Source organism: Kitasatospora purpeofusca, from assembly GCF_034043715.1.
GTDB classification, from domain to species: Bacteria; Actinomycetota; Actinomycetes; order Streptomycetales; family Streptomycetaceae; genus Kitasatospora; species Kitasatospora purpeofusca_A.
In genome coordinates, this window is record NZ_JAXCLC010000069.1 from 1 (window position 1) to 21,081 (window position 21,081).

At 72.0% G+C, this 21,081-nt stretch carries 15 protein-coding genes; 14 read left to right on the forward strand and 1 reads right to left on the reverse strand.

Features of this window, described 5'->3' with window-relative positions; genetic code table 11:
* Positions 1-158 precede the first annotated feature (158 nt).
* The 14 genes from rplK to SM793_RS28740 all read left to right on the forward strand — a co-directional run bounded on the left by rplK (position 159) and on the right by SM793_RS28740 (position 19,614).
* The gene (gene rplK, locus SM793_RS28675; RefSeq protein ID WP_266269952.1) at positions 159-593 is read left to right on the forward strand and encodes a 50S ribosomal protein L11; all 435 of its coding nucleotides are present in this window, start codon (positions 159-161) and stop codon (positions 591-593) included.
* A 76-nt stretch (positions 594-669) separates the two neighbouring features.
* Positions 670-1,392, forward strand: a complete 723-nt coding sequence (gene rplA, locus SM793_RS28680; RefSeq protein WP_320441204.1) for a 50S ribosomal protein L1 — start codon at positions 670-672, stop codon at positions 1,390-1,392.
* A gap of 183 nt (positions 1,393-1,575) precedes the next feature.
* A complete protein-coding gene (locus SM793_RS28685) occupies positions 1,576-2,406 on the forward strand; it encodes a hypothetical protein (protein WP_320441205.1) in 831 nt (276 codons plus the stop codon).
* A 143-nt stretch (positions 2,407-2,549) separates the two neighbouring features.
* Positions 2,550-3,428 carry a hypothetical protein gene (locus SM793_RS28690; RefSeq protein ID WP_320441206.1) on the forward strand — a complete coding sequence of 293 codons (879 nt, stop codon included), beginning with the start codon at positions 2,550-2,552 and terminating at the stop codon, positions 3,426-3,428.
* A 351-nt stretch (positions 3,429-3,779) separates the two neighbouring features.
* Positions 3,780-4,343 (forward strand): 50S ribosomal protein L10, encoded by a 564-nt coding sequence (gene rplJ, locus SM793_RS28695; protein WP_320441207.1) that lies wholly within the window; start codon positions 3,780-3,782, stop codon positions 4,341-4,343.
* A gap of 90 nt (positions 4,344-4,433) precedes the next feature.
* Complete coding sequence (rplL, locus tag SM793_RS28700; RefSeq protein ID WP_320441208.1) at positions 4,434-4,817, forward strand: 50S ribosomal protein L7/L12; 384 nt, start codon at positions 4,434-4,436, stop codon at positions 4,815-4,817.
* A gap of 880 nt (positions 4,818-5,697) precedes the next feature.
* The gene (rpoB, locus tag SM793_RS28705) at positions 5,698-9,174 is read left to right on the forward strand and encodes a DNA-directed RNA polymerase subunit beta (protein WP_320441209.1); all 3,477 of its coding nucleotides are present in this window, start codon (positions 5,698-5,700) and stop codon (positions 9,172-9,174) included.
* 101 nt (positions 9,175-9,275) lie between these two features.
* The gene (locus SM793_RS28710; protein ID WP_320441210.1) at positions 9,276-13,166 is read left to right on the forward strand and encodes a DNA-directed RNA polymerase subunit beta'; all 3,891 of its coding nucleotides are present in this window, start codon (positions 9,276-9,278) and stop codon (positions 13,164-13,166) included.
* Positions 13,167-13,341: 175 nt separating this feature from the next.
* Positions 13,342-14,022 (forward strand): hypothetical protein, encoded by a 681-nt coding sequence (locus SM793_RS28715; RefSeq protein ID WP_320441211.1) that lies wholly within the window; start codon positions 13,342-13,344, stop codon positions 14,020-14,022.
* Positions 14,023-14,131: 109 nt separating this feature from the next.
* Positions 14,132-15,388: a sensor histidine kinase gene (locus SM793_RS28720; RefSeq protein ID WP_320441212.1), complete on the forward strand. Its 1,257-nt coding sequence runs from the start codon at positions 14,132-14,134 to the stop codon at positions 15,386-15,388.
* Entirely contained in the window at positions 15,385-16,065 is a 681-nt protein-coding gene (locus tag SM793_RS28725; protein WP_320441213.1) for a response regulator transcription factor, read from the forward strand. Before SM793_RS28720 ends, SM793_RS28725 begins: the two co-directional genes overlap by 4 nt.
* Before the next feature lie 160 nt (positions 16,066-16,225).
* Entirely contained in the window at positions 16,226-16,843 is a 618-nt protein-coding gene (locus SM793_RS28730) for a hypothetical protein (RefSeq protein ID WP_320441214.1), read from the forward strand.
* Between the two features lie 178 nt (positions 16,844-17,021).
* Positions 17,022-18,341 carry a DUF2786 domain-containing protein gene (locus SM793_RS28735; RefSeq protein ID WP_320441215.1) on the forward strand — a complete coding sequence of 440 codons (1,320 nt, stop codon included), beginning with the start codon at positions 17,022-17,024 and terminating at the stop codon, positions 18,339-18,341.
* A gap of 148 nt (positions 18,342-18,489) precedes the next feature.
* Positions 18,490-19,614, forward strand: a complete 1,125-nt coding sequence (locus tag SM793_RS28740) for an ADP-ribosylglycohydrolase family protein (protein ID WP_320441216.1) — start codon at positions 18,490-18,492, stop codon at positions 19,612-19,614.
* Positions 19,615-19,686: 72 nt separating this feature from the next.
* Here SM793_RS28740 and SM793_RS28745 read toward each other — a convergent pair whose 3' ends face one another.
* Entirely contained in the window at positions 19,687-21,006 is a 1,320-nt protein-coding gene (locus SM793_RS28745) for a serpin family protein (RefSeq protein ID WP_320441217.1), read from the reverse strand.
* Positions 21,007-21,081: the final 75 nt, after the last annotated feature.

Consider the following 21,081-nt stretch of genomic DNA (forward strand, 5'->3'; position numbering starts at 1 on the left):
ATGGTGGGTTGGGGGGGGGGGCGGGGGGCCCCGCCCCGAATCCGTTTTGTTCCAGCGACGCCTAGGCGTTAGCCTGGTCCGATGTGTGTGCTGGCGACCGGGTGTCGCCCCGTGTCCGCACACACCAGCAATCACCTCTCGGAAGGACCCGGAGAGACATGCCTCCCAAGAAGAAGAAGGTCACGGGGCTCATCAAGCTCCAGATCAACGCCGGCGCGGCCAACCCGGCGCCGCCGGTCGGCCCCGCGCTGGGCCAGCACGGCGTCAACATCATGGAGTTCTGCAAGGCCTACAACGCTGCGACCGAGTCGCAGCGCGGCATGATCGTGCCGGTGGAGATCACGGTCTACGACGACCGTTCCTTCACCTTCATCACGAAGACGCCGCCGGCCGCGCGCCTCATCCTCAAGGCCGCCGGTGTCGACAAGGGCTCGGCCGAGCCGCACAAGACCAAGGTCGCGAAGCTCACCGCGGCCCAGGTCCGCGAGATCGCCACGACCAAGATGCCCGACCTGAACGCCAACGACCTGGACGCCGCGTCCAAGATCATCGCCGGCACCGCCCGGTCGATGGGCATCACGGTCGAGGGCTGATCACCCTTCTCGTCCCCGTGGTAGGGCCCGCGCAGGCCCGTGACACCACAACTCCATTCACCATTCAGGAGCAGCTATGAAGCGCAGCAAGGCCCTGAAGGCCGCGGACGCCCAGGTCGACCGCGAGCGCCTTTACGCCCCCCTCGAGGCCATCCGCCTCGCCAAGGCGACCAGCACCAGCAAGTTCGACGGCACCGTCGAGGTCGCCATGCGTCTGGGTGTCGACCCGCGCAAGGCCGACCAGATGGTCCGCAGCACCGTGATCCTCCCGCACGGCACCGGTAAGACCGCTCGGGTCCTGGTCTTCGCGACCGGCGAGCGTGCCGAGGCCGCGCGTGCTGCGGGCGCCGACATCGTCGGTGCCGACGAGCTCATCGACGAGGTCGCGAAGGGCAAGCTCGACTTCGACGCCGTCGTCGCCACCCCGGACCTCATGGGCAAGGTCGGCCGCCTCGGCCGCGTGCTCGGTCCCCGTGGTCTGATGCCGAACCCGAAGACCGGCACTGTCACCCCGGATGTCGCCAAGGCTGTCAACGACATCAAGGGCGGCAAGATCGAGTTCCGCGTCGACAAGCACTCGAACCTGCACTTCATCATCGGGAAGGCCTCCTTCACCGACGAGCAGCTGGTCGAGAACTACGCCGCCGCGCTGGACGAGGTGCTCCGCGCCAAGCCGTCCGCCGCCAAGGGCCGCTACATCAAGAAGACCGCGTTCTCGACCACCATCGGCCCCGGCATCCTGGTGGACCCGAACCGCACCCGTAACCTCCTCACCGAGGAGGACCCGGCCGCGGTCTGATCGCAGCCGACCTTCGTACGGCGGGCCCGTACCCCCTTCGCCGGGGGGTGCGGGCCCGCCGTCGTTTCCCGATCGGTACCCCCTGCCCGGGGAGCGGGCGCACGGTCCGTCGTACGCTCGGCCGGTCCGCCCGCGCGTTCCCGGCCGAGGGAGCCCGCCGCCGTCCGACCGCCGGAGTGTGCCGTGCCCGCCCTTCGCCCCGCCGCCAAGGGGGCGGCCCTGCTGCTGCTCGCCGCCGGCCTCACCGCGTGCAGTGTGCTGGCCGTCTCCGGCGACCGCACCCCGATCAGCGACCGGCCCACCGTCCGGCCGCCCCGGCAGGTGCTGCTGTCCGCCTCGCAACGGCTGGACGACGCCGGCGGTGCGCGGATCCAGGCGGTCGAGGAGGGCCCGGCGGGTCGGCGGAGCGCGAGCGGCACGGTCTCCTGGGGCGCCCACGACTCGGCCGAGCTGACCGTCGACGACGAGCTGGGCACCGGGCGGCTGCGGGGCCGGGACGGCGTCCTGGACCTCGGCTACACCGGCGCGGCGCCCCGGACCGCGGACCGGGACCGGGCGGAGTCGCTGGACCCGCGGGCCGTCTCCGGCGGACGGACCGGCTGGTCCGGCGGCTGGATCACCGGCCTGCTGGCCAACCCGGGCGGGTCGGCACGCCTGATGGCGCTGACCGGAAAGCTCACCCCGCTGGGCGCCGAGGAGCTGAACGGCGGGACGGTCGCGCACTACCGGGGCGCCGCACCGGTGGCGGACTACTTCGGCGCCGAGGAGGGGCTGAGCCCGGCCCGGCTGAACGAGATGATCGACTACTACGAGCGGCGCGGGGTCGCGGCCGTCGAGTACGACTTCTGGGTGGCGCCGGGGGATCGGCTGCTGCGGATGCGGTCCACGGCCAGGGGCGCGTCCGGCGCCGTGGTGACCACCACGGACATCGCCGAGGGCGCCGAGCCGGCCGACAGCGCCACCGCCGAGGCGCCCGCCGGGGCCCCCGTCGCGGTGCCGACCCCCGCGGGCTGAACCGGCCGGCCCACGACGGGCGGTGCGGCCGAGTGGCGGGGGGTGCCACGGAGCCGCGCGGGCCCGGGTGGCAAGGTGGGCGGGAGCGGACGGGCCGGCCCGGGTGACGGTCCGCCGAGGACGGATCCGACGGGGAGGCCTGGATGGCGGTGCGGCAGCGGCTGGCGGCGGTGGTCGCCGCCGCGGTGCTGGCGGGCGGCCTGAGCGGGTGCGGCGGTGCGGACGGACCGGCCCCGGGCGGCTCGCCGACCGGGTCCGGCGCCCCGACCCCGACACCCAGCAGCGCCTCCCCGACCTGGCCGGCCAAGCCGACCGACCGCTCGCCGCACGGCATGCTGCTCTCGGCCCAGCTGGCCATGCAGACCGCGCGCCGCGCCAAGGTGAGCTATCGGCTGGGCTCGGACGCCGGCTCCGGCCCGCTGTTCTGGCAGCCGAAGACCGCGCTCCAGGTCAGACGTTCCACCCCGGCGTCGGCCGAGCAGCTGATCGTCGTGGACACCGTCGCCTACGAGGGTGGTGACGCGGCCACCGCGGCCCGGCTGGGCGGGCGGCACTGGGAGCGGTTCGCCGGGGCGCCGGGCCCGGACGGGCACCGGGAGATCCCGTACGCCGGGCTGATCGACCTGCTCAACCCGGTGGTGGCGCTGGCCGCCGCGACCGCCGACGGGACCACCGCCCAGTACGTCGGCGAGGAGAAGTTCGAGGACTCCACGGTGGAGCACTACCGGGTGAGTACCGACGCGGCCCGCTACGCGGCGGCGCAGACCCAGCTGAGCCAGGCCCGCCGGGAGGGGCTGCGGACCGCGCTGGCACCCGGCGGCTCGGCCTCGCTCACCCTGGACCTGTGGCTGAACGACAAGGACCAGCTGGTCCGGCTCCAACGGACCGGGGCGGGCGACAGCGGCCGGCTGGACGACTCGGTGCTCTACACCGAGCCCGGCGGCCCGCTCTCGGCACAGGCCCCGGCCGAGTCGGACACCGTGGACACCGGCACCCGCAGCACCCCGCCGACGGCCCGCTGAGCCCGTCCCGCCGCCGTCGCCAGGGGCGATTTGCCCCGGACGGCGGCGTCCGGCTACTGTGGCGGAAGCCAAAGACCGCTGGTTGTCGCGCTGCCCCCGTCAGGGAGTGCGTGACCGAAGGATCCGCGCCTCGTGCGCGGGCAGCCCGCGCAGGATTGTTTGGAGCTTCGACCTCCGGGTCGCGTGCCTCGCACGTGGATCCGTCGAGTTCACCACGAGCCCCGTGCGCCTGCGCACCGGGGCTCATCTGCTTTTCCGCAGAGGTTTCTCCTCCGTCCGGCGGTCCGAGGCGCGAATGGTCGACTCTCGCGGTCGGCCTGATTTCGACATCACGGAAGGAGGCGTAAGCCTATGGCTAGGCCCGACAAGGCTGCTGCCGTCGCCGAGATCACGGAGCTTTTCCGTGGCTCGAACGCTGCGGTGCTGACCGAGTACCGCGGTCTGACGGTGAAGCAGGTCAAGACCCTGCGTCGCTCGCTGGGTGACAACGCCCAGTACGCCGTGGTGAAGAACACGCTGACCAAGATCGCGGCCAACGAGGTCGGGATCACGGAGCTCGACGACCTGTTCGCCGGTCCGACGGCTGTCGCTTTCGTCACCGGTGACCCGGTGGAGTCGGCGAAGGCTCTGCGTGACTTCGCCAAGGAGAACCCTGCTCTCGTCATCAAGGGCGGTGTCCTTGATGGTAAGGCGCTGTCCGCCGACGAGATCAAGAAGCTCGCGGACCTCGAGTCCCGTGAGGTGCTGCTCGCCAAGCTGGCCGGCGCCATGAAGGGCAAGCAGTCGCAGGCTGCCGCGCTCTTCCAGGCCCTGCCCTCGAAGCTCGTCCGCACGGTCGAGGCCCTTCGGGAAAAGGTCGAGCAGGGCGGTGCCGGTACGCCGGCTCCCGCCGCCGAGGAGACCGCGGCCGAGTAATCGGCCGAGGCTCTGCCTCGCTGCGGGCCCGTACGCCCGCCAACCCGTACATCCGGCACCACCTGCCGATTTAGTGGAAGGACGCCAATCATGGCGAAGCTGTCCCAGGACGAGCTGCTCGCGCAGTTCGAGGACCTGACCCTCATCGAGCTGGCCGCGTTCGTGAAGGCCTTCGAGGAGAAGTTCGACGTCACCGCCGCCGCTCCGGTCGCCGTTGCCGGCATCGCCGGCCCGGGCGCCGTTGCCGAGGCCGTCGAGGAGCAGGACGAGTTCGACGTCATCCTCGAGGGTGCGGGCGACAAGAAGATCCAGGTCATCAAGGAGGTGCGCACCCTGACCTCCCTCGGCCTGAAGGAGGCCAAGGACCTCGTTGACACCGCTGGTGCCAAGGTCCTGGAGAAGGTTGCCAAGGACGTTGCCGAGAAGGCCAAGGCCGCTCTCGAGGGCGCCGGCGCCAAGGTCACCGTCAAGTGACTCGCCGCCCCCTCTGAGGGGGCAGTGGGCCGGGCCGATCACCCTTGCGGGTGGTCGGCCCGGCTTTTTTGCGTTCCCGGCGCCGTCGGGCCGGTGTCCGGCCGGCCTCCGGCCGCTTTTCGGCCGCTGCCCGGTCGTCCCGGGCCCGCCGCCCCGGTGGCCGCCGGGCCCGGGACGGCCGGTCGGTGCCCGGTCCCCCGGCCGGGTCCTCGGCCGCTCCCGTACGGGTCGGTGGCCGGTCCCCGGCCGCTCCCAGGCCGGTCCGTAGGCGGTCCGTGGCCGGACACGCGGGTGTGGCTGATCGGGCACTCGGCACTGTCGGTGCGGACGGGTATGGTGATCGCTGTCATCGGCTACGGCCCCGACCACGGCTTCTGTAACGCCGGGGTGGCCCGGAGCGATGAAAGGGACGAGGCCCGCACCGGAGGCGGGCCCTTGACGAACCCGGCGGCGCGCGCGATTCTCGAGGCGCGAGTCCGCCACCGGTTGGTCGACCGCCGGATGCATAACCGGCGGCTCCGGAGGGAAGTGACTCCACGTGAGTCGTGGGCCCGGACGAGTCCGGGCCACTGCAGTACCAGAAGGGCGTTCGCGCCCAGACGGCAACCGGGAGGAGTCTCCGATTCGGTCTCCGAATCAGAGCTGGACAGCAGTGTCGCCATTGGCTACACTGTCCCTTTGCGCTGCCTGTTAGCTGCTCCGTGACTCGTCGCCCGGAGTTTGCGTTGCCCTGAAGGGGTCTGGCACCGCCTCCGCAAAGCGGCTCTGACCTGAGGTTTCGACCTCGGCGGAGGCCAGCGGCGAGGGAGGTGGGACCGAGCCCAGAAGGCCCGGCCGGTACGCGCGTAGTGAGCTCCGAGCCCTCGGAAGGACCCCCCTCTTGGCCGCGCCGCGCAACGCCTCGAACAATTCCGCCGCATCCACCGCCCCGCTCCGCGTCTCGTTCGCGAAGATCAAGGAGCCCCTCGAGGTCCCTAACCTCCTGGCCCTGCAGACCGAGAGCTTTGACTGGCTGCTCGGTAACGCGGCCTGGAAGACCCGGGTCGAGCGGGCGCTGGACAACGGTCAGGACGTCCCCACGAAGTCCGGTCTGGAGGAGATCTTCGAGGAGATCTCGCCGATCGAGGACTTCAGCGGGTCGATGTCGCTGACCTTCCGCGACCACCGTTTCGAGCCGCCGAAGAACTCCATTGACGAGTGCAAGGACCGCGACTTCACGTTCGCGGCCCCGCTCTTCGTCACGGCCGAGTTCACCAACAACGAGACCGGTGAGATCAAGTCTCAGACGGTCTTCATGGGCGATTTCCCGCTCATGACCCACAAGGGCACGTTCGTGATCAACGGCACCGAGCGTGTCGTCGTGTCGCAGCTCGTCCGCTCGCCGGGCGTGTACTTCGACTCCACCCTGGACAAGGTGTCCGACAAGGACATCTACTCCTGCAAGGTCATCCCCTCGCGTGGGGCCTGGCTGGAGATGGAGATCGACAAGCGCGACATGGTCGGCGTTCGCATCGACCGTAAGCGCAAGCAGTCGGTCACCGTGCTGCTCAAGGCTCTCGGCTGGACCAACGAGATGATTCTCGAGGAGTTCGGCGAGTACGAGTCGATGCGCGCCACCCTGGAGAAGGACCACACCCAGGGCCAGGACGACGCGCTGCTCGACATCTACCGCAAGCTGCGTCCCGGGGAGCCGCCGACGCGCGAGGCCGCGCAGACGCTGTTGGAGAACCTCTACTTCAACCCGAAGCGCTACGACCTCGCCAAGGTGGGCCGGTACAAGGTCAACCGCAAGCTGGGCAACGCCGAGTCCCTGGACTCCGGTGTGCTCACCGAGCCCGACATCATCGGTGCGATCAAGTACCTGGTGAAGCTGCACGCCGGCGAGGTGGAGTGGCAGGACGAGTCCGGCCGCGACATCGTCGTCGAGGTCGACGACATCGACCACTTCGGCAACCGCCGTCTGCGCAACGTGGGCGAGCTCATCCAGAACCAGGTCCGTACGGGTCTCGCCCGTATGGAGCGGGTCGTGCGTGAGCGCATGACCACCCAGGACGTCGAGGCGATCACGCCGCAGACCCTGATCAACATCCGGCCGGTCGTCGCCTCCATCAAGGAGTTCTTCGGCACCAGCCAGCTGTCGCAGTTCATGGACCAGACGAACCCGCTGTCGGGCCTGACCCACAAGCGCCGTCTGTCCGCCCTGGGCCCCGGTGGTCTGTCCCGTGAGCGGGCCGGCTTCGAGGTCCGTGACGTGCACCCCTCGCACTACGGCCGCATGTGTCCGATCGAGACCCCCGAAGGCCCGAACATCGGTCTGATCGGCTCGCTCGCCTCCTACGGCCGGGTCAACGCGTTCGGCTTCATCGAGACCCCGTACCGCAAGGTCATCGAGGGTGTCGTCACCGAGCAGGTCGACTACCTCACCGCCGACGAGGAGGACCGCTACGTCATCGCGCAGGCCAACGCCCCGCTGACGGCGGAGCTGACCTTCGCGGAGCCGCGTGTCCTGGTCCGCCGCCGTGGCGGCGAGATCGACTACATCCCCGGCACCGAGATCGACTACATGGACGTCTCGCCGCGCCAGATGGTGTCGGTCGCGACCGCCATGATCCCGTTCCTCGAGCACGACGACGCCAACCGCGCGCTCATGGGCTCGAACATGATGCGCCAGGCGGTGCCGCTGCTGAAGAGCGAGGCTCCGCTGGTCGGTACCGGCATGGAGTACCGCTGCGCCGTCGACGCCGCGGACGTCATCACCGCCGAGAAGGCCGGTGTCGTCCAGGAGGTCTCGGCCGACTACGTCACCGTGGCGAACGACGACGGCACGTACACCACGTACCGCGCCGCCAAGTTCACCCGCTCCAACCAGGGCACCGCCTTCAACCAGAAGGTGCTCGTGGACGAGGGCGCCCGGGTCGAGGTCAACCAGGTGCTCGCGGACGGTCCTTGCACCGACGAGGGCGAGATGGCCCTCGGCAAGAACCTGCTCGTGGCGTTCATGTCCTGGGAGGGTCACAACTACGAGGACGCGATCATCCTGTCGCAGCGCCTCGTGCAGGACGACGTCCTCTCCTCGATCCACATCGAGGAGCACGAGGTCGACGCCCGTGACACCAAGCTGGGCCCCGAGGAGATCACCCGGGACATCCCGAACGTCTCCGAGGAGGTCCTCGCCGACCTCGACGAGCGCGGCATCATCCGCATCGGCGCCGACGTCGTCACCGGCGACATCCTGGTCGGCAAGGTCACGCCCAAGGGCGAGACCGAGCTGACCCCGGAGGAGCGCCTGCTCCGCGCGATCTTCGGCGAGAAGGCCCGTGAGGTCCGCGACACCTCGCTGAAGGTGCCGCACGGTGAGTCCGGCAAGGTCATCGGCGTCCGCGTCTTCGACCGCGAAGAGGGCGACGAGCTGCCCCCGGGCGTCAACCAGCTGGTCCGCGTCTACGTGGCCCAGAAGCGCAAGATCACCAACGGTGACAAGCTCGCCGGCCGTCACGGCAACAAGGGCGTCATCTCGAAGATCCTGCCGGTCGAGGACATGCCGTTCCTGGAGGACGGCACCCCGGTCGACATCATCCTCAACCCGCTGGGTGTCCCGTCCCGAATGAACCCGGGACAGGTCCTGGAGATCCACCTCGGGTGGCTCGCCAAGCAGGGCTGGGACGTCTCCGGCCTCGCCGAGGAGTGGGCCCAGCGCCTCCAGGCGATCGGCGCCGACCAGGTCGACGGTGGCACCAACCTCGCCACCCCGGTCTTCGACGGCGCCCGCGAGGACGAGATCACCGGCCTGCTGGACCACACCACGCCCACCCGTGACGGTGAGCGCCTGGTGAACTCCACCGGCAAGGCCCGGCTGTTCGACGGCCGCTCCGGCGAGCCGTTCCCGATGCCGGTCTCGGTCGGCTACATGTACATCCTCAAGCTGCACCACCTGGTCGACGACAAGCTGCACGCCCGTTCGACCGGCCCGTACTCGATGATCACCCAGCAGCCGCTGGGTGGTAAGGCGCAGTTCGGTGGTCAGCGCTTCGGTGAGATGGAGGTGTGGGCCCTTGAGGCGTACGGCGCGGCCTACGCGCTGCAGGAGCTCCTCACCATCAAGTCCGACGACGTCCTCGGCCGGGTGAAGGTCTACGAGGCCATCGTCAAGGGCGAGAACATCCCCGAGCCCGGCATTCCCGAGTCCTTCAAGGTGCTCATCAAGGAAATGCAGTCGCTCTGCCTCAACGTGGAGGTGCTGTCCTCGGACGGCCAGTCCATCGAGATGCGGGACTCCGACGAGGACGTGTTCCGCGCCGCCGAGGAGCTCGGCATCGACCTGTCCCGGCGCGAGCCGAGCAGCGTCGAAGAGGTCTGACGGAGGCCGGGCCGGCTGCTCACCCAGCAGCCGGCCCGCCCCCAGGCCCCCCTCAGACCACATGAACGACTCTCGACTTACGAAAGAGGGCTTGACGACCAGTGCTTGACGTCAACTTCTTCGACGAGCTCCGCATCGGCCTGGCCACCGCCGACGACATCCGCCAGTGGTCGCACGGCGAGGTCAAGAAGCCGGAGACCATCAACTACCGCACCCTGAAGCCCGAAAAGGACGGACTCTTCTGCGAGAAGATCTTCGGTCCGACCCGGGACTGGGAGTGCTACTGCGGCAAGTACAAGCGCGTCCGCTTCAAGGGCATCATCTGTGAGCGCTGCGGCGTCGAGGTGACCCGCGCCAAGGTGCGCCGTGAGCGGATGGGCCACATCGAGCTGGCCGCCCCGGTCACGCACATCTGGTACTTCAAGGGTGTGCCGTCCCGCCTCGGCTACCTGCTGGACCTGGCGCCGAAGGACCTCGAGAAGGTCATCTACTTCGCCGCCTACATGATCACCTGGGTGGACGACGAGCGCCGTCAGCGCGACCTGCCGTCCCTGGAGGCGCACGTCTCGGTCGAGCGTCAGCAGATCGAGAACCGTCGTGACTCCGACCTCGAGACGCGCGCCAAGAAGGCCGAGACCGACCTCGCCGAGCTGGAGGCCGAGGGCGCCAAGGCCGATGTGCGCCGCAAGGTGCGCGAGGGCGCCGAGCGCGAGATGAAGCAGCTGCGCGACCGCGCGCAGCGCGAGCTCGACCGCCTCGACGAGGTGTGGGCCCGCTTCAAGAACCTCAAGGTCCAGGACCTCGAGGGCGACGAGCTGCTCTACCGCGAGCTGCGCGACCGCTTCGGCACCTACTTCTCCGGCTCGATGGGCGCGGCGGCCCTCAAGGACCGCCTCGAGACCTTCGACCTGGCGGAGGAGTCCGAGCGCCTGCGCGAGATCATCCGCACCGGCAAGGGCCAGAAGAAGACCCGTGCGCTCAAGCGCCTCAAGGTCGTCTCCGCGTTCCTGCAGACCACCAACAAGCCCAACGGCATGGTGCTGGACTGCGTCCCGGTCATCCCGCCGGACCTGCGTCCGATGGTGCAGCTGGACGGTGGCCGCTTCGCGACCTCCGACCTGAACGACCTGTACCGCCGCGTGATCAACCGCAACAACCGCCTGAAGCGACTTCTCGACCTCGGCGCGCCCGAGATCATCGTGAACAACGAGAAGCGCATGCTCCAGGAGGCCGTCGACGCGCTGTTCGACAACGGCCGTCGCGGCCGTCCGGTCACCGGTCCGGGCAACCGCCCGCTGAAGTCCCTCAGCGACATGCTGAAGGGCAAGCAGGGTCGTTTCCGTCAGAACCTGCTCGGCAAGCGAGTCGACTACTCGGCCCGTTCGGTCATCGTCGTCGGCCCGCAGCTCAAGCTGCACCAGTGCGGTCTGCCCAAGGCCATGGCGCTGGAGCTCTTCAAGCCGTTCGTGATGAAGCGCCTGGTCGACCTGAACCACGCGCAGAACATCAAGTCGGCCAAGCGCATGGTCGAGCGCGCCCGCCCGGTCGTGTGGGACGTCCTCGAAGAGGTCATCGCCGAGCACCCGGTTCTGCTGAACCGTGCGCCCACCCTGCACCGCCTCGGCATCCAGGCCTTCGAGCCCCAGCTGGTCGAGGGCAAGGCCATCCAGATCCACCCGCTCGTCTGCACCGCGTTCAACGCGGACTTCGACGGTGACCAGATGGCCGTCCACCTGCCGCTCTCCGCGGAGGCGCAGGCCGAGGCCCGCATCCTGATGCTGTCCTCGAACAACATCCTGAAGCCGGCCGACGGTCGCCCCGTCACCATGCCGACCCAGGACATGGTGCTCGGTCTGTTCTTCCTGACCTCGGACCGCGACAACGTGAAGGGCGCCGGCCGCACCTTCTCGTCGACCGCCGAGGCGATCATGGCCTTCGACGCCGGTGACCTGGGCGTCCAGGCTCCGATCGAGCTGCGCCTGCCGATCGGCACCGTGCCGCCGCGCGGCTGGACCCCGCCGCTGGAGGAGGACGGTCAGTCGTCCTGGTTCGAGGGCGAGTCCTTCCGCCTGAAGACCACCCTGGGCCGCGCGCTCTTCAACGAGCTGCTGCCCGAGGACTACCCGTTCGTCGACTACGAGGTGGGCAAGAAGCAGCTCTCCGCGATCGTCAACGACCTGGCCGAGCGCTACCCCAAGGTCACCGTCGCGGCGACCCTGGACAACCTGAAGGCGTCCGGCTTCCACTGGGCCACCCGCTCGGGTGTCACCGTCTCGATCTCGGACGTCGTCGTCCCGCCGCAGAAGGCCCAGATCCTCGAGGGCTACGAAGCGCAGGCCGAGAAGATCCAGAAGCAGTACGAGCGCGGTCTGATCACCAACGACGAGCGCAAGCAGGAGCTCATCGGCATCTGGACCCGGGCGACCAACGAGGTCGCCGAGGCGATGAACGCCAACTTCGAGAAGACCAACCCCATCTTCATGATGGTGGACTCGGGCGCTCGAGGAAACATGATGCAGATGCGCCAGATCGCCGGTATGCGTGGTCTGGTGTCGAACGCGAAGAACGAGACGATCGCCCGTCCCATCAAGGCGTCGTTCCGTGAGGGCCTCACCGTTCTCGAGTACTTCATCTCGACCCACGGTGCCCGTAAGGGTCTGGCCGACACCGCTCTCCGTACCGCCGACTCCGGCTACCTCACCCGTCGTCTGGTCGACGTCTCCCAGGACGTCATCATTCGCGAGGAGGACTGCGGCACCGAGCGCGGCCTCAAGCTGGCGATCGGCACGGTCGAGAACGGCGTCCTGCGCAAGACGGACGACGTCGAGACCAGCGTCTACGCCCGCATGCTCGCCGAGGACATCACGGTGGACGGCAAGCTCCTCGCCACCGCCAACACCGACCTCGGTGACGTGCTGATCGACGAGCTGATCCGCCACGGCATCAGCGAGGTCAAGACCCGCTCGATCCTGACCTGTGAGTCGGCCGTCGGCACCTGTGCCTTCTGCTACGGCCGCTCGCTGGCCACCGGCAAGCTGGTCGACATCGGTGAGGCGGTCGGCATCATCGCCGCCCAGTCCATCGGTGAGCCCGGTACCCAGCTGACCATGCGTACCTTCCACACCGGTGGTGTGGCCGGTGACGACATCACGCAGGGTCTGCCCCGTGTCGTCGAGCTCTTCGAGGCCCGTACCCCCAAGGGTGTGGCCCCGATCTCGGAGGCCCAGGGCCGGGTCCGCATCGAGGACACCGAGAAGACCCGCAAGCTGGTCGTCACGCCGGACGACGGCACCGACGAGATCGCCTACCCGGTCTCGAAGCGTGTGAAGCTGCTCGTCAGCGAGGGCGAGGCGGTCGAGGTCGGCCAGAAGCTGACCATGGGTGCCACCAACCCGCACGACGTGCTGCGGATCATGGGCCAGCGCGCCGTCCAGATCCACCTGGTCGCCGAGGTCCAGAAGGTCTACAACTCGCAGGGCGTGTCGATCCACGACAAGCACATCGAGATCATCATCCGGCAGATGCTCCGCCGCGTGACGATCATCGAGTCGGGCGACGCCGAGCTGCTCCCGGGCGAGCTCGTCGAGCGCGGCCGCTTCGAGACCGAGAACCGTCGTGTGGTCTCCGAGGGCGGTCACCCCGCCTCCGGCCGTCCGCAGCTGATGGGTATCACCAAGGCCTCGCTGGCCACCGAGTCCTGGCTGTCGGCCGCCTCCTTCCAGGAGACGACCCGGGTCCTCACCGACGCGGCGATCCACGCCAAGTCGGACCCGCTGCTGGGCCTCAAGGAGAACGTCATCCTCGGTAAGCTCATCCCGGCCGGTACGGGTCTGCCCCGCTACCGCAACATCCGGGTCGAGCCGACCGAGGAGGCCAAGGCCGCGATGTACTCGGCCGTCGGCTACGACGACTACGACCTGTCGCCCTTCGGCGCCGGCTCCGGCCAGGCGGTCCCGCTGGACGACTACGACTACGGCCCCTACACCGGCTGAGTCGAAGGTTCCTGATCGCAGGGCGGTCACCCCGAACGGGGTGGCCGCCCTGCGGCGTTCCCGGACTCCCTCGCGCGGGGGAGTCCGGGATACCGGTCCGGCGGGGGAGGCGCCGCCCGGGCCGGGCCCGTCAGGCTCGGAACCGTCGGAACGAGGACGGGTGGAGGACACGGGCATGGACGTGCGACGGGTGCTGGGGGCGGCGGCGATCACCGGGGCGGTGGCGCTGGGCTCGGTCGGCTGCTTCTGGGACCGGGAGGAGGACAGCGAACGGCTGACGGTCTCCTACGGCGTGGCCGGGCCGGTCGACGAGCTGGTGGTGGACGGGCGGACCGGCGGCATCGAGGTCCGGGCCGGGGACACCCTGCGGGTGGTCGAGAAGCAGGACTTCCGGGGCGACCCGCCGCGGACCCGGCACTCGCTGGTGGACGGCACGCTCCGGTTGGCGTACGACTGCTCGGACTGCGGGGTCGGCTACGAGGTGACCGTCCCGGCCGGCACGGCGGTGCGGCTGAACAGCGGGACCGGCGGGATCCGGCTGCGCGGCCTGGCCGGGGAGGTGCGGGCCACGGCCGGTGTCGGCGGGGTGGAGGCGAGCGGCCTGACCTCGGCGCGGGTGCGGGTGATCGCGGAGACCGGCGGGGTGGAGCTCTCCTTCGCCGCGAGCCCGGTCTCGGTGGAGGCCCGGTCGGAGACCGGCGGGGTCCGGGTCTCGGTGCCCGGCGGGGAGCCGTACGCGGTGGACGCCGGGACCGGGGTCGGCGGGGTCGAGGTGACGGTGCCCCGGCAGGTCGGCGCGTCCCGCAGCATCACGGCGCGGGCGGGGACCGGGGGCGTGGCGGTCACCGGTGGCTGAGCCGGGGGCGGGGCGGTCACCGGGGGCGGGGCCGGGACTGCCCACCGCGCTGCCGGTCGGGCATGATCTTCTGGGCGGGGACGGGTTCCCCGGGTACGGGGGAGAAGCTGTGACGGAACCGGTGGCGCGATGGCGTACCCGGCTGACCGGGGTCGATCCGTACGTGGTCGACGGCCTGTTGGCGGTGGGCTCGGCGGCGATCTCGCTCTGGTCGGTGTACCACGACGACACCGCCTGGGACTGGTGGGTCTATCTGCTGGCGATCGGGACGGCCCTGCCGCTGCCCTGGCGGCGGCGGGCGCCGGTCACCGTGCTGCTGCTCAGCGGAGGGCTGTCGGCGGCGCTCTCGGTGCTCGCCCACTCGGCGATGCCGCAACTGCCGCTGTACGCGGTGATCGCGCTCTACACGGTGGCCGACCGGGCCGGGGAGCGGCAGCGCTGGACGGTGCTGGCGGTGACCGTGGTCGCCAATGTGGTGGGCACGCACTCGCCGAACGGCGCGCTGTTCTCGCTGCTCACCTCGGTCGGGGCGTTCGTCTTCGGCTGCCTGGCGCGGGAGCTGCGCCGGCTGGCGGCGGTGGAGGCGGAGCGGGCCCGGGAGGCCGGTCGGCGGGCGGCCAGCGACGCGGCCCGCGCGGTGGCCGAGGAACGCGCCCGGATCGCCCGGGAGATGCACGACATCCTGGCGCACGCCGTCTCGCTGATGGTGATCCAGGCCGAGGCGGGGCCGCTGGTGGTGCGCACCGATCCGGACCGGGCGGTGAAGGTCTTCGACACCATCGCCGACTCCGGACGGGACGCCATGGTCCAGCTGCGGCGGGTCCTGGGGGTGTTGAAGGAGGACGGCGCGGTGCCGGAGCTGGCGCCGCAGCCCCGGCTGGCCGAACTGCCGGCGCTGGCCGAGCGGGTGCGCCGGGCCGGGGTGGCCGTCGAGCTGGAACTCGACGACCGGGTCGGGCCGCTGCCGGCCGGTGTGGAGGCGGCCGGCTACCGGATCGTGCAGGAGGCGCTGACCAACACGGTCAAGCACGCGGAGGCCGGCCGGATCCGGATCCGGGTGGTCCGGGAGGGGACGGAGCTGGTGGTGCTGGTGTCCGACAACGGGCGCGGGGTGCGGGCGCGGTCGGACCGGGAGCCGGGCGGCCTCTCCGGCGGCCGGGGGCTGGTCGGCATCCGGGAGCGGGCGGCGGCCTGCGGGGGCCGGGCGGAGGCCGGTCCCGGGCCGGAGGGCCGGGGCTTCCTGGTGAGCGCCCGGCTGCCGCTGGACGGGGCGGTGGTGGGGGCGGTGGTCGGGCCGCTGGACGCGGCGGTGGTCGGGACGGGCCCGGTCGGCCGGGCGGGTACGGGGAGAGGGGCGGGCGGATGAAGCCGATCAGGGTGGTCGTCGCGGACGACCAGGAGCTGGTGCGGGCCGGGTTCGGGATGATCCTGGACGCGCAGCCGGACATCGAGGTGGTCGCCGAGGCGGCGGACGGGGCCGAGGCGGTCGAGGCGGTCCGCGTGCACGCCCCGGATGTGCTGCTGCTGGACGTCCGGATGCCGGTCATGGACGGTCTCGAGGCGGCCCGCCGGGTGTGCGCCGAGTACCCGGACACCAAGGTGATCATGCTGACCACCTTCGACATCGACGACTACGTCTTCGACGCGCTGTACGCGGGGGCCAGCGGTTTCCTGCTCAAGGACGTCCGCCGCGACGACCTGGCGCACGGCGTCCGGCTGGCGGCCTCCGGGGAGGCGCTGCTGGCGCCCTCGGTGACCCGCCGGCTGATCGGCGAGTTCGCCGCCCGGCGTCCCGGCTCCGGCGAGCGCCCGGCGCGGCCGCCGTCCCGGCTGCTGGAGCAGCTGACCGCCCGCGAGCGGGAGACGCTGGTGCTGCTCGCCCGGGGGCTGTCCAACGCCGAGATCGCCGCCGAGCTGGTGGTGAGCGAGCACACGGTGAAGACCCATGTCAGCAATGTGCTGGCCAAGCTGGGGCTGCGGGACCGGGTGCACGCGGTGGTGTTCGCCTACGAGGCGGGCGCGGTGGTGGCCGGCGAGGGCTGAGCGAGGCTGGGTCCCTTCCCGGCTCCCTCGCGCGGGGGAGCCGCCGGGTTCGCCGGTGCGGGCGATCCGCGACGAGGGCCCCGGCGGACAGGATCCGTGGTGCCGGCCGTCGCCGGAGCCGTCGGCCGGGCCGGCGGCCCCACCTCGTCAGGAGTGCCCTGTGAACACCGTCCCGCCCGCCCGCCCCACCACCACCGTCGCCGTCGTGGCCGCCCCCGTGCTGGTGGCGCTGTACGGCGGCATCCGGCTGCTGGACGGATCGCGCGACCCCGGCCCCGGCTGGCTGGTCGGCCACAGCCTGCTGCTGCTGGCCCTGCTGCTGTTCGCCCCGCTGCTGGTGGCGCTGGAGCGGGCCCCCGGCCCGCGCCGGACGGCCGGGGCCCGGACGGCCGGGCGGGTGGTGCTGGGCGCGGCGCTTACCGGGCTCGCCGCCTCGCTGGGACAGATCGGGATCGACCTGTACGTCGGCGCGGTGGCGGTGGACAAGGCCGACCAGAACCGCCTGTTCGAGGCGGTCCAGAGCCGGCCGGGCGTCGAGCCGCTCTTCTACTCGGCGCTCCCGCTGCTGTTCCACCTGGGGCTGCTGGCGCTGCTGGTGGGCGCCTCGGTCGGTGCCGGGCGGGTGCTGCGCTGGTGGAGCCCGGTGCTGATGGCCGTCGCGACCGTGCTGACGGCGGCTGACCTGGCGTTCCTCCCGCTCGCCGCGGTCTGCCAGCTGGTGGCGCTGGCCCCGCTGGCCGGGTTCCGCCCGGGGGTCCGCCGGCCGGTCGCGGCCTGAGCGGCGGGGAGCCGGGCGGGGACGGTCGGGGAGCCGGGCGGGGACGGTCGGGGCGTCGGGCAGAGGCGCCGGCCAGGGGCGTCGGGCGGGGCGCCCGGGCTGGAGAGCCGACGTCCGGCGGGCCGGTCCGGCATCATGGGCGGGAGATGCACGGGACCGTTCGTGGGACGAGGTAGGCGTGGGCAGGCGTGGACAGAGTGGCGGCGGCGGGGACGGGGACGTCGGGGTGCTGCTGGACACGGCGGTGCGCGAGGTGGTGACGGCCCCCGAGGAGAGGCTGGACCTCGCGCTGGACACCGGCGCCTCACTGCTGGCGGCCTCCGCCGGGCAGTGGCCGGCGGTGAGCCGGGCGGCGCTGGGCCATGCCGACACGGCGGTCGGCCGGTGCTGGTCGGCCGGCTGGCGCCCGGCGGACCTGGCGCGCGTGGTGCGGCGCGAACTGAAGCCGGTGCACCTGGCGCTCGCCGTGGACCTCATCGCCGCCGAGGGCCGTCGCCACCCGGTCGCCGCGCTCGACCGCCGCTGGCAGGAGCAGCTGCGGGAGCTGGAGGCGGAGGTCTGGTGGCCCTCCGACGAGGCGTACCTGTCCGGCTTCGCCCAGCGGCACCGGCTGGACCGGTTCGCGCTGGCCACCGTGCTGCTGGAGCTGCTGCGCAGCTGGGGCCGGCTGCCGCCGATCGCCCCGGTCGGCCCCGCCCCCGGGCGGTCGGCGCACACGTCGCACACGTCGCGCCCGGAGCAGCGGCAGCGCGGCCCGGTGGCGGGCGAGCCCCGGATGCTGTCGCGGATCCGCGCGCTGCTGGCGAAGGCCGAGTCCACCGACTTCCCCGAGGAGGCCGAGGCGCTGACCGCCAAGGCCCAGCAGCTGATGGCCCAGCACAGCATCGACGAGGCGCTGCTCGCCGTCGAGGGCGCCGACCCGCACGCCCCGGGCGCGCTGCGGATCGGGGTGGACAACCCGTACGAGAGTCCCAAGACGATGCTGCTGGACGCCGCGGCGGCGGCCAACCGCTGCCGGGTGGTGTGGGCGAAGGAGTTCGGCTTCTGCACCGTGATCGGCTTCGACGCCGACCTCGACGGCGTCGAGCTGCTGTACACCTCGCTGCTGGTGCAGGCCACCCACGCGATGCAGCAGGCCGGGGCCCGGCAGCACCTGGACGGGGCCTCCCGGACCAAGGCGTTCCGGCAGTCCTTCCTGATCGCGTACGCGGCGCGGATCCGGGAGCGGCTGACGGAGGCGACCGAGCGGACGACCAGCGACGCGGCGGCCGGCCGGCACCTGCGCGAGGACGGCACGGCGGAGCAGCTGGTCCCGGACGAGCGGCTGCTGCCGGCCCTCAAGGCGCGGACCGAGGCGGTGGACCACGAGGTCGGCCGGATGTTCCCCAAGCTGGTGTCGCAGCGGGTGCGGGTGAGCGACGGCGAGGGCTGGGCGGCGGGCCGGGCGGCGGCGGACCGGGCGTCCCTGCGCGGCCGTTCGGGGGAGATCCGCGGCTGACCCCGGGGGCCGTCCTCGGGGCCGACCCCGCAGCCGAACTCGGGGCCGTCCCGGGGCCGACCCGGGGCGGGTCGCTCGGCGGGGAGCCTCGGCCGGGATCCGGGCGCCTGGTACAACAGGGCACGGGGACCGACGAGGGGCGGGCAGTGTGAGGACGACTACGGAGACCGGCTACCGGGACCGGGTGCGCGGCGCGCTGCTCGGCGGGGCGGTCGGCGACGCGCTGGGCTGGCCGGTGGAGTTCCAGCGGCTGGACCAGATCCGGGACCGCTTCGGGCCGGATGGGGTGACCGGCCTGCCGGGCGGCGGGTTGGTCGCCGAGGTCACCGACGACACCCAGATGACGCTCTTCACCGCCGAGGGCCTGATCCGCGGCTTCGTCCGGGGCTGGTCGGGCGGCGGCGGTTCGGTGCCGGAGGCAGTGCACGGCGCCTACCGGAGGTGGCTGCTCACCCAGCAGCAGGGCGCGCCCGACCGCGAGCCGCTGCCCCACCCGTACGACGGCTGGTTGCTGCGCGAGCCGTTCCTGTACGCGCGGCGGGCGCCGGGCAACGCCTGCCTGACCGGGGTGCAGTACCACCCGGTGTTCGAGGCGCCGGTGGCGCTGGGGCAGCCGGGACCGATCAACGCGCACTCCAAGGGCTGTGGCACGGTGATGCGCTCGGCACCGTTCGGTCTCGGCCGGCTGGGGCCGGAGCAGGCGTTCGGGCTGGCCGCGCAGTGCGCGCAGCTGACCCACGGACACCCGACCGGCTACCTGGCGGCGGGCGCCTTTGCGGCGCTGGTGGAGCGGCTGGCGGCCGGTACGGAGCCCTGGGCGGCGGTCGGCGAGACGGTGGAGCAGACCCGGGAGTGGCCGGCCTCGAAGGAGACGGTGCAGGCGCTGGCGCGGGCGGTGCGGGTGGCCCAGGAGTCCGGGCCGTCGGCGGAGGCGGTGGAGCGGGTCGGTCTCGGCTGGATCGCCGAGGAGTGCCTGGCGATCGCGGTGTACTGCCTGCTGGCGGGCGCCGAGGGCGTCGACGGTGCCGAAGGCGTCGAGCCCGCGCGGACGGCGCTGCTGCTGTCGGTGAACCACTCCGGGGACAGCGACTCGACCGGCGCGGTCTGCGGAAACCTGGTCGGCGCCGCCTACGGTGCCTCGGGGCTGCCGGCCGACTGGACCGAGGCGGTGGAGGGCCGGGAGGCGCTGCTGCGGACGGCGGACGACCTGCTGGTGCTGTTCGGCAGCCGGGAGCCGGGCCATCCGGCGCTCGGGGACCGCTACCCGGTCTGACCGGCCGCCGTCCGGACTCTCCGGCCCCGCTCCGGCCCCCTTCGGCCCCTTCGGATCCGCGCGCGCCGTGGGTTACTTCGCGGCCGACGGGTCCGTGACCTGGCCGAGGAAGAGCGGCAGGCCGGAGGCGGTGTCCCGGATCAGGAAGAGGAACGGCCGGTCGATGTGCAGCTGGACGGTCTGCTTCGGCGGGGCCGCGGCCATGGCCTCCACCCCGACACCGCTGCCGGCCGCCGCGACGGTGCCCTGCTCGTCGACCTGGACGGTGGCCTTCTGCACCACCGGGCCGATCCGGAGCCGCTCCGTGGCGCCCGGCCCCGGGATGCCGGAGAGGTCGGCGTCGTCCTCGAACGCGGCGGTGACGCCGAGGGCCTTCAGCACGGGCGTGAGCTCGCCGCCGCTGTCGAAGCGGAACTTCGGCAGGGTGAGGTCGACCGCCCGCTCGGCGAGCGCGCCCAGCACGAGGTCCAGCTGCGCCTGGTCCAGCCCCTGGCGGAACGCCGTGAAGCCGCCCTGCGCGGGCACGATCAGGTCCATCGCCAGGGTGCTTCCCGCGTAGGGGAGTTCGACGGCCTGCCAGGGCTGGCCGAGGATGCCGCCGGAGCCCTCCGCATAGCGCAGCGCCTCGGTGCCGGCCATGGTCGGCACGGGCGCCTCGGAGCCGTCGAGGCGGTGGAACGGCAGGTCGGCGGTCCGCCCGGCCTTGAACGGGCGGGCCCAGTCGGCCTTGAGGTACAGCGCGTCGGTGAGCGCGAGTCGGGTGTCCGGATTGATCTGCCCCTCGGCGAAGAGGTCCTTGATCCGGCCCTCGGTGGCCTTCTCGACGACGCCGTTGACGGCCTTCCTGGCCCCCTCCGGGTCCTTGCGGAAGTCGGTGCTGCGCACGCCGGTGCCGAAGCCGGCGGCCAGCACCCCGAGGTAGTGCGGGTCGAGCGGGAAGTCTCGCTGGGCCCAGAGGTCGTCGGACCGCCGCAGGACGGCCCCGCCCTTGCCGCCCTGGTCCGCGCCGGAGCGGTTCAGGGCGCCGGTGGCGAGCGCGTACTGCTCGGGGGAGAGCCCGGTGCGCAGGGCCTTGGCCAACTGATCGGCGGTGGCGCCGCGGGCCCCGGGCAGCACCATCGCGAGGACGGTCGCGAGGCCGGACGGCGACAGCACCAGATTGCGGCCGGCCGCGCCGGGATCGGCGGTGAGGGTGTGCAGCAGGTCGAGCCCGAACGCGGCGGTCGCCGTCGCGGTGGCGGCGACCGCCGCCGGGTCCGCGGCTGGCAGGGAGGCGGGTTCGGCCCGAACCACCCCGGTCCCGCCGCCGGTGGAGCCGCAGGCGGTGAGCAGGGCCGCGCAGCAGAGCAGGAGTACCGCCGGGCGGCGGGTGCGGACGGTCGTGGCGGACATGGCTGACCTCGCCCCTGGATCCCGGCACGGGCCGGTGCCCGCGCCTCGGTGCCGGTTCGACGCGGCCCGCCCGGC

Coding starts and splice junctions, on each gene's coding strand:
- rplK (WP_266269952.1), top strand. CDS start 159: ATGCCTCCCAAGAAGAAGAAGGTCACGGGGCTCATCAAGCTCCAGATC.
- rplA (WP_320441204.1), top strand. CDS start 670: ATGAAGCGCAGCAAGGCCCTGAAGGCCGCGGACGCCCAGGTCGACCGC.
- SM793_RS28690 (WP_320441206.1), top strand. CDS start 2,550: ATGGCGGTGCGGCAGCGGCTGGCGGCGGTGGTCGCCGCCGCGGTGCTG.
- rplJ (WP_320441207.1), top strand. CDS start 3,780: ATGGCTAGGCCCGACAAGGCTGCTGCCGTCGCCGAGATCACGGAGCTT.
- rplL (WP_320441208.1), top strand. CDS start 4,434: ATGGCGAAGCTGTCCCAGGACGAGCTGCTCGCGCAGTTCGAGGACCTG.
- SM793_RS28715 (WP_320441211.1), top strand. CDS start 13,342: ATGGACGTGCGACGGGTGCTGGGGGCGGCGGCGATCACCGGGGCGGTG.
- SM793_RS28725 (WP_320441213.1), top strand. CDS start 15,385: ATGAAGCCGATCAGGGTGGTCGTCGCGGACGACCAGGAGCTGGTGCGG.
- SM793_RS28745 (WP_320441217.1), bottom strand. CDS start 21,006: ATGTCCGCCACGACCGTCCGCACCCGCCGCCCGGCGGTACTCCTGCTC.